General features: G+C 69.2%; 11 protein-coding genes and 1 pseudogene. 10 read left to right on the top strand and 2 right to left on the bottom strand.

The window, feature by feature from the left end; all coding sequences use genetic code 11:
- From QOC69_RS21475 to QOC69_RS21455, 5 genes and pseudogenes are all read left to right on the top strand, one after another.
- Positions 1–299 (top strand): annotated as a pseudogene (locus QOC69_RS21475) (LLM class F420-dependent oxidoreductase); the annotation flags it as partial.
- A 56-nt stretch (positions 300–355) separates the two neighbouring features.
- Positions 356–1,036, top strand: a complete 681-nt coding sequence (locus QOC69_RS21470) for a GntR family transcriptional regulator (RefSeq protein WP_526443331.1) — start codon at positions 356–358, stop codon at positions 1,034–1,036.
- A 48-nt stretch (positions 1,037–1,084) separates the two neighbouring features.
- Positions 1,085–2,869 carry an ABC transporter substrate-binding protein/permease gene (locus tag QOC69_RS21465; RefSeq protein ID WP_526443329.1) on the top strand — a complete coding sequence of 595 codons (1,785 nt, stop codon included), beginning with the start codon at positions 1,085–1,087 and terminating at the stop codon, positions 2,867–2,869.
- A 29-nt stretch (positions 2,870–2,898) separates the two neighbouring features.
- Complete coding sequence (locus tag QOC69_RS21460; protein WP_526443333.1) at positions 2,899–3,630, top strand: amino acid ABC transporter ATP-binding protein; 732 nt, start codon at positions 2,899–2,901, stop codon at positions 3,628–3,630.
- Between the two features lie 109 nt (positions 3,631–3,739).
- Positions 3,740–4,207: a MarR family winged helix-turn-helix transcriptional regulator gene (locus QOC69_RS21455; RefSeq protein WP_526443327.1), complete on the top strand. Its 468-nt coding sequence runs from the start codon at positions 3,740–3,742 to the stop codon at positions 4,205–4,207.
- A 48-nt stretch (positions 4,208–4,255) separates the two neighbouring features.
- Here QOC69_RS21455 and ggh read toward each other — a convergent pair whose 3' ends face one another.
- On the bottom strand, positions 4,256–5,596 hold the full coding sequence (ggh, locus tag QOC69_RS21450) for a glucosylglycerate hydrolase (RefSeq protein WP_526443325.1): 1,341 nt from the start codon (positions 5,594–5,596) through the stop codon (positions 4,256–4,258).
- Between the two features lie 53 nt (positions 5,597–5,649).
- Between ggh and QOC69_RS21445 the strand changes: the two genes are divergently transcribed.
- Together QOC69_RS21445 and QOC69_RS21440 are read left to right on the top strand one after the other, a co-directional pair.
- Positions 5,650–6,315, top strand: coding sequence for an SDR family oxidoreductase (locus tag QOC69_RS21445; protein WP_526443323.1), 666 nt, complete (start codon positions 5,650–5,652; stop codon positions 6,313–6,315).
- Positions 6,316–6,323: 8 nt separating this feature from the next.
- Positions 6,324–8,021 (top strand): amidase, encoded by a 1,698-nt coding sequence (locus QOC69_RS21440; protein ID WP_526443321.1) that lies wholly within the window; start codon positions 6,324–6,326, stop codon positions 8,019–8,021.
- Positions 8,022–8,075: 54 nt separating this feature from the next.
- Here the strand turns inward: QOC69_RS21440 and leuS are convergent, their stop codons facing one another.
- Positions 8,076–10,931: a leucine--tRNA ligase gene (gene leuS, locus QOC69_RS21435; RefSeq protein WP_526443319.1), complete on the bottom strand. Its 2,856-nt coding sequence runs from the start codon at positions 10,929–10,931 to the stop codon at positions 8,076–8,078.
- A gap of 240 nt (positions 10,932–11,171) precedes the next feature.
- Here leuS and QOC69_RS21430 point away from each other — a divergent pair, with 240 nt between their 5' ends.
- The 3 genes from QOC69_RS21430 to QOC69_RS21420 all read left to right on the top strand — a co-directional run.
- A complete protein-coding gene (locus QOC69_RS21430) occupies positions 11,172–12,095 on the top strand; it encodes an LpqN/LpqT family lipoprotein (protein WP_526443317.1) in 924 nt (307 codons plus the stop codon).
- Positions 12,096–12,144: 49 nt separating this feature from the next.
- On the top strand, positions 12,145–12,492 hold the full coding sequence (locus QOC69_RS21425) for a hypothetical protein (protein ID WP_526443315.1): 348 nt from the start codon (positions 12,145–12,147) through the stop codon (positions 12,490–12,492).
- A gap of 5 nt (positions 12,493–12,497) precedes the next feature.
- On the top strand, positions 12,498–12,764 hold a 267-nt coding region (locus QOC69_RS21420; RefSeq protein ID WP_526443313.1), incomplete at its 3' end, for a bile acid:sodium symporter.

Genomic DNA, 12,764 nt, shown 5'->3' with positions numbered 1-12,764 from the left:
AGAAGAAGACGTTGCGCCAGGTCGCCGAGCACGGCGACGTGTGGCACTACTTCGTCGACCGTGAGACCTACCCGCACAAGGCGGAGGTGTTGGCCCAGCATTGCGCGGCAGTCGGCCGCGACCCCGCCACGATCGAGCACTCGGCGGCCGTGGAAGGCGACAGCATCGACGCGCTGCTCGAGGAGGCCGATGTAATGGCCGGCCTCGGCGTCAGCCTGCTCACCGTCGGCGTCAACGGCCCCGACTACGACCTGACCGGCGCCGAAGCGCTGTGCCGGTGGCGTGACGCGCGCGCCTGATCCGAAGCTGCCGAAGACGTCCGATTGGAGCGACGGCGTGAGAAACTGACCGCGCCATGCCCAAGAAGTACGGGGTCAAAGAGAAGGACCTGGTCGTCTCCCACGTCGTGAACCTGGTCCTGACGGGCAAACTGCGCTCTGGAGATCGGTTGGACCGCAACGAGATCGCCGAACAGCTGGGTCTCAGCCGGGTGCCCATCCAAGAGGCAGTGGTTCAGCTCGAACACGATGGAGTGCTCTCGACGCGCTACCACCGAGGTGCCTACGTCGAACGATTCGACGAAGGCGTGCTCCGCGAACATCACGAGCTCTACGGGATGCTGAACGGCATCGCTTCGGCGAGGGCCGCCGCGGCGCGCAACCCGAAGGTGCTCGACGCGCTTCAAACGCTGCTCGACGCGTTGCGCGCAGGCAAGGAGTCGCGCACGTTCAACGAGACCGCGTGGCGCTACCGCAAGATCATCAACGACGAGTACGCCGGGCCGCGGCTGCAGGCCGCGATCAGGGCCTCCCAGACGCTCATGCCACCCGCGTTCTGGCAGGCGTACCTCGGCAGCCACGACGAACTGCTGGCGTACTACGTCGCCGAGACCGCCGCGATCGACGACCAAGACCCCGGCGCCGCGCGGGCCGCCTGCGTCGGCCGGGCCGAGCTGATGGGCCGGATCATGCTGGCCGAACTGGTCCGCCGCCGTGTCCTTGCGCCCTCGACCCACGCGCCGTCCGTTGCGTTCTGAATGAGCGCAAGCCGCTGCCCCCGTAGCGACGGCCGCTAGGTTGCCAGGATGGCCCGGTTACGCAAGACGATGGTCGTCGCATTCGTCGCGGTCGCGGTGTTCGGCATGGGACTCGCCCCGCCCGCAGCTGCCGACGTCGACCAGTGCGCCCCGCCCGGCATCCAGAGCGCCAGCGCGTTGCCCACCAACCTGGCGGCGGCGGCCAAGGGCCCTGGCGAGGACAAGTACACCACCCCGACCGTCGCGCCCCTCGGCGCCGTCGACGCCGCCGCGCTGCGATTGAGCACACCCGGCGTGCTCACCGTGGGCACGCTGTCCGACGCGCCGCCCAGCATCTGCATCAACTCCCTAAGCCAGTTCACCGGCTTCGACAACGAGCTGCTGCGGGCGATCGCGGACAAGCTCGGGCTGCAGGTCGACTTCGTCGGCACCGAGTTCTCCGGCCTCCTTGCCCAGACGGCGTCGGGCCGATTCGACGTCGGCTCGTCGTCGATCACCACCACCGATGCGCGTCGCCGCACCGTCGGCTTCACCAACGGCTACGACTTCGGCTACTTCTCCCTCGTGGTGCCGACGGGCTCGCCGATCACCGGCTTCGAGAGGCTCTCGGCGGGCCAGCGCATCGGCGTCGTGCAGGGCACCGTGCAGGAGGCCTACGTCGTCGACACCCTCGGCCTGGACCCGGTGAAGTTCCCCGATTACAACACCGTGTACGCCAGCCTGAAGAGCCGCCAGATCGACGCGTGGGTGGCGCCGTCGCAGCAGGCCCAGGGCACCGTTCAGGCAGGCGATCCGACCCAGATCGTCGAGAACACCTTCAGCTTGGACAATTTCGTCGCCTACGCGGTGGCCAAGGAGAACAAGCCCCTCATCGACGCGCTGAACTCCGGGCTCGACGCGGTGATCGCCGACGGCACCTGGTCGAAGCTGTACACCGACTGGGTGCCACGCGCGCTGCCGCCGGGATGGAAGCCCGGCTCGAAGGCCGCGCCGCTGCCGCAACTGCCCGACTTCGCCGCGATCGCCGCCAGCCGCGCCCCGGCCGACGTCGCGGCTTCCGCGCCGAAATCCACGTTGTCCCAACTCAAGGACTCCTTCCTCGATTGGGACCTCTACAAACAGGCCATCCCCGACCTGCTCACGACCGGGCTGCCCAACACGCTGATCCTCACCGTCAGCGCCAGCATCATCGGGCTGATCCTCGGCATGGCCCTGGCGATCGCGGGCATCTCCCGGTCGCGGTGGCTGCGCTGGCCGGCCCGGGTGTACGCCGACGTGTTCCGCGGCCTGCCCGAGGTGGTCATCATCCTGCTGATCGGGCTGGGCGTCGGACCAGTCGTCGGGTCGCTGACCAACAACAACCCCTACCCCCTCGGCATCGCCGCCCTCGGGCTTATGGCGGGCGCCTACATCGGCGAGATCTTCCGGTCCGGCATCCAGAGCGTGGAGGCGGGCCAGATGGAGGCGTCGCGCGCGTTGGGCTTCAGCTACTCGGCGTCCATGCAGTTGGTGGTCGTGCCGCAGGGCGTGCGGCGGGTGCTGCCCGCGCTGGTCAACCAGTTCATCTCGCTGCTGAAGGCGTCGTCGCTGGTGTACTTCCTCGGCCTGATCGCCAGCCAGCGTGAGCTGTTCCAGGTGGGCCGGGATCTCAACGCGCAGACCGGCAATCTGTCGCCGCTGGTCGCCGCAGGGCTCTTCTACCTGGTGTTGACGATCCCGCTCACTCACCTGGTCAACTTCATCGACAATCGCCTGCGGCGCGGCCGATTGGTGACGGATTCCGATGATCCGGCGAGCCCGGCCAGTCCCTCGTCGACCCAGGAGATGGTGTGACTACTGCGACCCCCTCGACCCCAACCACCGTGTCCGAGCCGGTTTCGCTGGCGGCCAACGGCATTCATCTGTCGTTCGGAACCAACGCGGTGCTGCGTGGCGTCGACGTCGACGTACCCGCCGGGACCACCGCCGCGGTGATCGGCCCATCGGGGTCGGGCAAGTCGACGTTGTTGCGCACCCTCAACCGGCTCTACGAACCGGACAACGGCGACATCCTGCTCGACGGCCGCTCGGTGCTCAAGGACGATCCCGACCAGTTGCGCCAGCGCATCGGCATGGTGTTCCAGCAGTTCAACCTGTTCCCGCACCGCACGGTGCTCGACAACGTCACGCTAGCGCCGCGCAGGCTCAAACGCCTCGGGGGCGACGTGGCGCGCGACCTCGGCCTGGCGCAGCTGGAGCGAGTTGGCCTGCGGCACAAGGCCGACGTCCGTCCCGCCACGTTGTCGGGTGGACAACAGCAGCGGGTTGCGATCGCACGCGCCCTCGCGATGGCCCCTCAGGTGATGTTCTTCGACGAGGCGACCTCGGCCTTGGATCCCGAGCTGGTGAAGGGCATCCTGGCATTGATGGCCGACCTCGGGTCGGACGGGATGACGATGGTGGTCGTCACGCACGAGATGGGTTTCGCGCGGTCGGCCGCCGATGCGGTGGTCTTCATGGATCACGGAGCGGTGGTCGAATCGGGACCACCCGAGCGGATCTTCGAAGGCGCCGAGACCGACCGGCTGCGCCAGTTCCTCTCCCAGGTGCTGTAGGTCGAGCAACGTCCTGACACGCGCCGTCAGGTGCGGATCACCGCCAGTTCAAACGAAATCGCGGCATGTCTGGGTTCTGGCAGGCAATGACAGGTTAGACTAGCGAATTATGGTAGAGACCGAACCGCAGGTCACTGAGCTGGCCGGAGAGCTGCAGCAGGTGCTCTCCAAAATGTTCTCTGTACTGCGCCGTGGGGACACCAGCCGAGCCACTGCCGAAGGCACAGCCGACCTCACCCTGGCTCAGCTGTCCATCCTGTTGACGCTGCTCGACAAGGGTCCGATCCGGATGACCGAACTCGCGGCGCACGAGCGTGTGCGCACCCCGACCACCACCGTCGCGATCCGGCGGCTGGAGAAGCTCGGACTGGTGAAGCGCTCCAGGGATCCATCCGATCTGCGCGCCGTTCTGGTCGACGTCACTCCCCGCGGACTGGTCCAGCACCGCGAGGCCATCGCCACGCGCCGGGCGAAACTGGCCGGCATGCTGAGCAAGCTCAGCGACGAGGAGCGGGCGGCGTTGACGCATGCGCTGGAGCCGCTGGCGCGGCTGGCGGAGCAAGCGACCGACGACTAGATCGAACAGGCTTAGCGTCCGGCGGGCAGGAGCGCAGCGACTCGGGGTTCAACCCAGCCAGTCCAGCACGGCGGCGGCCGTCCACGACTGCTGCATGCTGCCCAACGGTTCGCCCGTGAAGGGTTCGTAGTACTCGGCGAAGGTGCCGTCGCTGGCTTGGCGCAGCCCCTCGCGCCGCAGCATCAACGAGCGCTCGGACCACCCCCTGCGGGCGAAGCACCAAGAGAACAGCCAGGTCGTCACAGGCCAGATGGGGCCGCGCCAGTACTCCCGCGCGCGGAAGTCCCGCGAAACCGGCGAGGTCGTCGGGATCAGCGAGTACTTGAGATCGGGATGCCCGCAGAACCGTGGGCCGTCGAGTAGCCGCAGCAGGCTGCGCTCCTTGTCGTGCGGCAGACCCCCGCACAGCAGCGGCGCGAACTGCGCGACCGTCTCCGTCGCCACCAACCGTTCGGCCCGGAGGTCGTAATCCCTTGCCGCGCCGGTTCTCTCGTCGGAGGTCTCGACGACGCCCTTGCGGAAGCGTTCGGCCCAGGAGTACAGGTCGCGGACGTCGGCGTTGGGCCGCTTGTAGTCCTCGCCGATCTCGGCCAGCACCGTGCAGGCCACCGACAGGATGGCGGATACGAAGACGTCCTCGACGGCGAAGCTCATCACCTTCGGAAGCAACTCGTCGTCGTAGCGGACCGACTTCATCTCCTCGAGCAGCCACAGGTACCGGTCGTACTCGACGTCGGACGGCCGTTGGGTGGCGTCGGTGACGATCGCGTTGTCCTCGCGCTGGTACTCGGGCACGGTGCCGGGAATCACGTTGGCGTAGGCGCTGTCCCAGCGCGGCGAGTTGTCCATGCCGGACTCCCAGCCGTGATACAGCGTGACCCGACCGTGCGACTGGGGGTCGCGTGCCTCGGCCAACCAGCGGTGCCAGCGCACCAGATCGGCCCAGCGGCGGTCGAGGAACGACTCGGCGACGGCACGCGTGGAGCGGCCCCGCGTCCGGGCGTGGTCGAGGATGCGCTGAACGGCGATCGCGTGGACGGGCGGCTGGGTGATGCCGGACGTGTGCCGGTTGCGCGGGGCGTTGGCCGCCAGCGCCGATGTCGCCCACCGCGCCGGCCCTGGGAAGTACCCGTCGACGCCGTTGGCGAAGACGATGTGCGGGATCATCCCGTTCAGCCATTGCGCGGACAGCAGCGTGTCCAGCTCGACGACCGCCCGTTCCACGCTCAGGGGCGCGAGGCCGATCGCGACGAACGCCGCGTCCCAGCTCCACATGTGCGGGTACAACAAGGGCGCGGCGGTGGTCATCACGCCGAGGTCGTTGCCACGCAGGAGGTAGGCGGCACGGGCCGCGAGTTGCGTGGGCGCGAAGCTGGGATCGGGGGGCATTGCTTCAATGATGCGACCTCGAGGCGAACTATGCAGGTCGGTACTGTGACGACGTGCCGACCGCGATGATCACAGGGGCCGGCGGCGGGCTCGGTGCCGCCATCGCCACAGCACTTGCGCCCACCCATACGCTGCTGCTGGCGGGCCGCCCGTCGGACCGCCTCGACGCCCTCGCCGAGCGGCTCGGCGCCCCCACCTGGCCGTTGGACCTCACCGATCCCGACTCCATCGAGGCGGGCGCCGAGGTGCTGACCGACCTCGACGTGCTGATCCACAACGCGGGGGTGTCCTACCCCGGGCGGGTGGCCGAGTCCACCGTCGACGAATGGCGCGCCACTCTCGAGGTCAATGTCGTCGGCGCGGTTGCGCTCACGCTGGCGTTGCTTCCCGCCCTGCGCAGCGCGCGTGGGCACGTGATCTTCATCAACTCCGGTGCGGGACACAATGCCTCGCCCGGACTGGCGTCCTACTCGGCCAGCAAGTTCGCGTTGCGGGCATTCGCCGACTCGCTGCGCGCCGACGAGCCCGACCTGCGCGTCACCTCCGTGCACCCGGGTCGGATCGCCACCGACATGCAGCGCGACCTGGTCGCCTACGAAGGTCGCGACTACGTTGCCGAACACTTCCTGCAACCCGAGACGGTGGCCGCGGTGGTGGCGCAGGCGGTCGCGACGCCGCCCGACGGGCACGTGTACGAAGTCGTCATCCGGCCGCGCTAGGTGTGGGGATGACCTTCGAAGTGCACGAGGCGTCCATCGCCGACCTGCGCGCAGCCCTGGACAGCGGGCAGGTCACCGCGGTGGGGCTGCTCGAGGCGTATTTGGCCCGCATCGCCGCGTTCGACGACTCGCTCAACGCGGTCGTGGTGGCCAACCCGCAGGCCCGCGCCGACGCCGAGGCGTCCGACGCGGGGCGGGCCGCCGGCCAGACCTGGGGACCGCTGGACGGCATCCCCTACACCGCGAAGGACAGCTACCTGGCCCGCGGGTTGACCGTCGCCGCGGGCAGCCCGGCGTTCGCGGATCTGGTCGCCCAGCACGACGCGTTCGTCATCGGGCGCCTGCGTGCGGCAGGAGCGGTGCTGATCGGACTCACCAACATGCCGCCGATGGCCAACGGCGGGATGCAGCGCGGCCTCTACGGTCGCGCCGAAAGCCCTTACCACGCAGACTATCTCACCGCGCCGTTCGGATCAGGTTCGTCGAACGGATCGGCCACGGCGACCGCTGCCTCGTTCTGCGCGTTCGGGATCGGCGAGGAGACCTGGTCGTCTGGTCGCGGCCCGGCGTCCAACAATGCGCTGTGCGCCTACACGCCGTCGCGCGGGGTGATCTCGACTCGGGGCGGCTGGCCGCTGGTGCCCACGATGGACGTCGTCGTGCCGCAGACCCGTTCGATGGCCGACCTCCTCGAGGTGCTCGACGTCGTGGTGGCCGAGGATCCGGACACCCGCGGCGACTTCTGGCGGGCGCAGCCGTGGGTGCCGGTACCGCGGGTCGACGAGGTGCGGCCCCCGTCGTACCCCGCGCTGGCCGCTGGCCGGGAGGCGTTGGCCGGGCGGCGGTTCGGCGTGCCGAGGATGTACGTCAACGCCGATCCCGATGCGGGTGGCCCCGGCGCCACCGGCATCGGAGGACCGACCGGTCAGCGGATCGAGACCCGACCGTCGGTGCTGGAGTTGTTCGACGCGGTCCGACGCGACCTGCGCGACGCCGGCGCCGAGGTGATCGACGTCGACTTCCCGGTGGTCAGCAACTACGAGGGCGACCGGGCCGGCGCGCCGACCATCGCGACCCGCGGCCTGGTCACCCCCGAGTACCTGCACCGCGAGATCGTGGACCTGTCGGCGTGGGCGTGGGACGACTTCCTGGCCGCCAACGGCGATCCGACGCTGAGCCGGCTCGCGGACGTCGACGGCAGCCGGATCTTCCCGCCTCCGCAGGGCGCGCTGCCCGATCGCTACGCCGGCTTCGACGACGACATCGCGGAGTATCCGGCGTTCGTCAGCGACCACCCGATCGAGTCGTTCCTCGCCATCCCGCATCTGCCCGACGGCGTGCACGGATTGGAGCGCACGCGGCGGGTCGACCTCGAGGAGTGGATGGACGGGTTGGGCCTGGACGCGGTGATGTTCCCCGCGGTCGCCGACGTGGGGCCCGCCGACATGGACGTGAACCCGGCGTCGGCGGACCTGGGCTGGCGCAACGGGGTGTGGGTGGCCAACGGCAACTTGGCGATTCGGCATCTCGGCATCCCGACCGTCACGGTGCCGATGGGAACCATGGCCGACATCGGCATGCCGGTGGGGCTGACCTTCGCCGGGCGCGCGTACGACGACGTCGCGTTGCTACGGTACGCCGCCGCGGTCGAGGCGACCGGTCGCAGGCGCACGCCGCCGCCCCGCACGCCACCCCTGCCCCGGTGATTTGGGCGCGTTCCCGTTCGGCCTGAGCGACCGTAAACGCGCCCAAATCGCAACTTAGGCGACGATGTTGACGAGCTTGCCCGCGACCACGATGACCTTCTTCGGGACGGCGCCAGCCAGGAACGCGGCGACCTTCTCATCGGACAGCGCGGCGGCCTCGAGCACGTCGGCGTCGGCGTCGGCCGCGACGGTGACGCGTCCGCGCACCTTGCCGTTGACCTGGACGGGGTACTCGACGGTGTCCTCGACCAGGTAGGCCGGATCGGCCTTCGGGAACGGCCCGTGCGCAAGCGACGTGTCGTGGCCAAGACGCCGCCACAGCTCCTCGGCCAGGTGCGGCGCCAGCGGCGCGACCATCAGCACCAGCGGTTCGACGGCCGCGCGCGCGCTCACGCCTTCCTTGGTCAGGTGGTTGGTGTACTCGATCAGCTTCGCTGCGGCGGTGTTGTTCCGCAGCGCCGCATAGTCTTCCGCGACTCCGGCGATGGTCTTGTGCAGGAGCCGCAGCGTCTCGTCACCGATGGCCTCGTGGTCCGCGACCCGTTCGGCTCCGCTGCCCTCGTCGACCACCACGCGCCAGACCCGCTGCAGGAAGCGGTACGCCCCGACCACGTCCTTGGTGGCCCACGGCCGCGAGGCCTCCAGTGGACCCATCGACATCTCGTAGACGCGCAGGGTGTCGGCCCCGTACTCCTCGCAGATCTCATCGGGGGACACGGAGTTCTTCAGGCTCTTGCCGATCTTGCCGAACTCCTGAGACACCTCGATCTCGCCGTCGGGTGAGGGATACCAGTACTTACCGTCGCGCTCAACGACTTCCGCGGCGGGTACGTAGGAACCCCGCGCGTCGGTGTAGGCGAACGCCTGGATGTAGCCCTGGTTCACCAGTCGCCGGTACGGCTCGCGCGAACTGACGTGACCGAGGTCGTAGAGCACCTTGTGCCAGAACCGCGAATAGAGCAGGTGCAGCACCGCGTGCTCGACGCCGCCCACGTACAGGTCTACACCACCGGGGTCGTGCGCGCCGTGCTCGGCCGGCCGCGGCCCCATCCAGTACGCCTCGTTCTCCTTGGCGCAGAACGTCTCCGAGTTGTGCGGGTCGGCGTAACGCAGCTCGTACCACGAACTGCCCGCCCACTGCGGCATCACGTTGGTGTCGCGGGTGTAGGGCTTCAGGCCATCGCCGAGGTCGAGGTCGACGTGCACCCATTCGGTGGCCTTGCCCAGCGGGGGCGAGGGCTCGCTGTCCGCGTCGTCGGGGTCGAACTGCACCGGCGAGTAGTCCGCGATGTCGGGAAGTTCCACGGCCAGCATCGACTCCGGCAGCGGATGGGCGCGGCCGTCGGCGTCGTAGACGATCGGAAACGGCTCGCCCCAGTAGCGCTGCCTGGCGAACAGCCAGTCCCGCAGCTTGTATTCGACGCGGGCCCTGCCGCGGCCGTCGGCCTCCAACCGCGCGACGATCGCTTCCTTGGCCGACGCGACGCTCAGCCCGTCGAGGTCGCCGGAGTTCACCAGCACACCGTCGCCGTTGTAGGCGGCCTGCGAAATGTCGCCACCGCTGATGACTTCGACGATCGGGAGGCCGAATTCTCCTGCGAAGTCCCAGTCGCGCTGGTCGCCGCCGGGCACCGCCATGATCGCGCCGGTGCCGTAGCCGATCAACACGTAGTCGGCGATGAACACCGGAATGCGTTGACCGTTCACCGGATTGGTCGCGTAGGCACCCGTGAACACGCCGGTCTTGGTCTTGTTCTCCTGACGCTCCAGATCGGACTTCGCCGCGATCGCCGAACGGTAGGAGGCCACCGCCTCGGCAGGCGTCGCCGCACCGTAGGTCCACCGCGAGTCCACCTCGTCGGGCCAGTCCGCGGCGGTGAGCCGTTCGACCAGCGGATGCTCCGGCGCCAACACCATGTAGGTGGCGCCGAACAGGGTGTCCGGCCGGGTGGTGAAGACCTCGATGTCGCCTGCGTCCGTGGCGAACTGCACCTCGGCGCCGGTGGACCGCCCGATCCAGTTGCGTTGCATGGCCTTGACCTTGTCGGGCCAGTCCAGCACGTCGAGGTCGTCGAGGAGCCGGTCGGAGTATGCGGTGATGCGCATCATCCACTGCCGCAACCGCTTCCGGAACACCGGGAAGTTGCCGCGATCGCTGCGGCCGTCCGACGTCACTTCCTCGTTGGCCAGCACCGTGCCAAGCCCCGGGCACCAGTTCACCACCGAGTCGGCCCGATAGACCAGCCGGTAGGCGTCCACCACGTCGGTGCGCTCGCCGACGGTTAGCTCCGACCACGTGCGGCCGTCCTCCAGAGCGCGCGCGCCCGATTCGAACTCCGCGATCAACTCGCTGATCGGCCGCGCCTTGTCGACCGCGGGGTCGAACCACGCGTTGTAGATCTGCAGGAAGATCCACTGCGTCCACTTGTAGAAGTCGACGTCGGTGGTGGCGAAGCTACGGCGCGCGTCGTGACCGAGGCCCAGGCGGCCCAACTGACGGCGGAAGTTGACGATGTTGGCCTCGGTGCGCGTGCGGGGATGCGTGCCGGTCTGCACCGCGTACTGCTCGGCGGGCAGCCCGAAGGCGTCGAAGCCCAACGCGTGCAACACGTTGCGGCCGGTCATCCGGAAGTACCTGGCGTAGACGTCGGTGGCGATGTAACCAAGGGGGTGCCCGACGTGCAGGCCCTCACCCGACGGGTACGGGAACATGTCCAGCACGAACATCTTGTCCGCCGGCACCGTGCTGCCGTCGGTGGGAGCCAGCGACCCGACCGGATTGGACACGTTGAACGTGCCCGACCGTGCCCACGTCTCCTGCCAGCCGCGCTCGATCTCCCCGGCCAGGTCCGCGGTGTAGCGGAACTGCGGGGTGTCCGAAGCGTCGGAGTCGCCGTCGCGATCAGTCACGTGAACAGGGTAGTCAACGGTGTGTGCGCGACCGTCGGCGCGCCATGTGGCCCAGGTCACGGGTGTTCTCCGTGCTCCTGCAACGGGTTGATCTCGGTTGCGTTGCAGACCGGTCAGCGCATGGTTGCGAGTCGATTCCAGCCCTAGTGGCAAACACTCGGCCGTGGATACAGTCGGCGCCTGACCACGGGCATGTCCGCCCGGGTTGGGGCCAGATCGTTCTCGGAAGGACCGCGTCAGATGTTCGTGAATGCCCGCCGCTGGGGGCTCGTTGCAGGAGGTTTCGCCGCCGGTGTGGCCTGCGTCGTCGGCCTGGCAGGCACCACCGCCTCGGCCGAGCCCACCCTCCCGCAGCCGTCCGTGCCCGCACCCGCAACCGTGACGCAGACGGTCACCGTCGCGGCGGGCGCGCCAGCCGCACCCGTCGCGCAGGCGCCGGTCCAGGCGGCGATGCCGATGGCGGGCCCGGCCGCAACGCCCGGCGTCCAGTCCGCCGCAGGCCTGAACGTCGCCACCCCCGTCGCGCCGGTGGCCGCGCCGTCCACCATCGTGCCCGCCGCCTCCGGGACCATCATCGACTTCTTCAAGGGGAAGAACGTCGGCCTCGAACCGCAGGCCGCCAAGGACTTCAAGGCGCTCAACATCGTGCTCCCGATGCCGACCGGCTGGAGCCAGGTGCCCGATCCCAACGTGCCCGACGCCTTCGCGGTGATCGCGGACCGTGTCGGCGGCGACGGGCTGTACACGTCGAACGCCTCCGTCATCGTCTACAAGCTTCTCGGTGACTTCGATCCCAAGGAAGCCATCAGCCACGGCCTGATCGACAGCCAGCAGCTTCCGGCGTGGCGGTCCACCGACGCGTCGCTCGCGGACTTCGGTGGCATGCCGTCGGCGATGATGGAGGGCACCTACCGGCAGAACAATCTGACGCTGAACACCTCCAAGCGCCACGTCATCGCCACCTCAGGAACCGACCGGTACCTGGTGACGCGGGCGGTGACCACCAGCGCGCAGGTATCGGTGGCCGCTGGCACCGCCACGGACGCGATCGTCAACGGATTCCGCGTCAGCTCGCCCGACGCGGCGACCCCGCCACCGCCCGGCGCGCCACCGGCCGGTCCGGCACCGGTGGGTCCGGCACCGCTGCTCGGGGTGCCCAGCTAAGCCGCAGCCCAGACCGCCGCCCCTGCGGCGGGCCAGTAATGTGTCGCGCATGCTGATCGCCGCGGTGCTGTGCCTGTGCGCCGCCGCCGTCACCGCCGGTCTTGGGCTGTGGTTGCTGACCCGGCCGCAGTCCGGCGATCCGGTCCGGCAGGTGCTCCGCACCGTCGCTCCCACGCAGTTGGCGGCCGCCGCCATGCTGGCCGCAGGAGGCGCTGTGGCGCTGTCTGCCCGACCGCAGACCGGATTGCTGGTCGTCGTGGTCTGCGTGGTCGGTGCCGTTGGCACAGTTGCCGCGGGGTGCTATCAGAGCGCCAAGGCCGTGGCACGCCAGGAGGCTCACCAGTCCGCGGCGGGCTGCGCGGGCGCCTGCGCATCCTGCACGCTGTCCTGCAACTGAGGGTCATGCCCCACTGGGTGCGGTGGATACCCGCAGACGGCTTCCTCATCGCATTGCTCGCGGTCGTCGCGCTGGCCGCGGTGCTCCCCGCGGGCGGAGCCTTCGGCGACGGGCTGTCCGTCGCGACGAAGATCGTCATCGCGCTGTTGTTCGCGTTGTACGGCGCCCGCCTCGCCCCGGCCCAAGCCTGGCACGGCCTTCGTCACTGGCGACTGCACCTGCTGGTGCTCGCCGCCACGTTCGTCGCCTTTCCACTGCTCGGCGTGGCCGCC

Origin of the sequence: Mycobacterium sp., assembly GCF_032162105.1 — a bacterium.
In the GTDB taxonomy this organism is placed as follows: Bacteria; Actinomycetota; Actinomycetes; order Mycobacteriales; family Mycobacteriaceae; genus Mycobacterium.
Note: the sequence above shows the minus strand (reverse complement) of the source record. Positions and strands in the feature narration are given on the sequence as shown.

What these genes read in the sequence shown, in the direction of transcription:
- QOC69_RS21440 (WP_526443321.1), top strand. Translation starts at nt 6,324, where the DNA reads ATGACCTTCGAAGTGCACGAGGCGTCCATCGCCGACCTGCGCGCAGCC.
- ggh (WP_526443325.1), bottom strand. Translation starts at nt 5,596, where the DNA reads ATGCCCCCCGATCCCAGCTTCGCGCCCACGCAACTCGCGGCCCGTGCC.
- QOC69_RS21470 (WP_526443331.1), top strand. Translation starts at nt 356, where the DNA reads ATGCCCAAGAAGTACGGGGTCAAAGAGAAGGACCTGGTCGTCTCCCAC.
- QOC69_RS21465 (WP_526443329.1), top strand. Translation starts at nt 1,085, where the DNA reads ATGGCCCGGTTACGCAAGACGATGGTCGTCGCATTCGTCGCGGTCGCG.
- QOC69_RS21430 (WP_526443317.1), top strand. Translation starts at nt 11,172, where the DNA reads ATGTTCGTGAATGCCCGCCGCTGGGGGCTCGTTGCAGGAGGTTTCGCC.
- QOC69_RS21455 (WP_526443327.1), top strand. Translation starts at nt 3,740, where the DNA reads ATGGTAGAGACCGAACCGCAGGTCACTGAGCTGGCCGGAGAGCTGCAG.
- QOC69_RS21425 (WP_526443315.1), top strand. Translation starts at nt 12,145, where the DNA reads ATGCTGATCGCCGCGGTGCTGTGCCTGTGCGCCGCCGCCGTCACCGCC.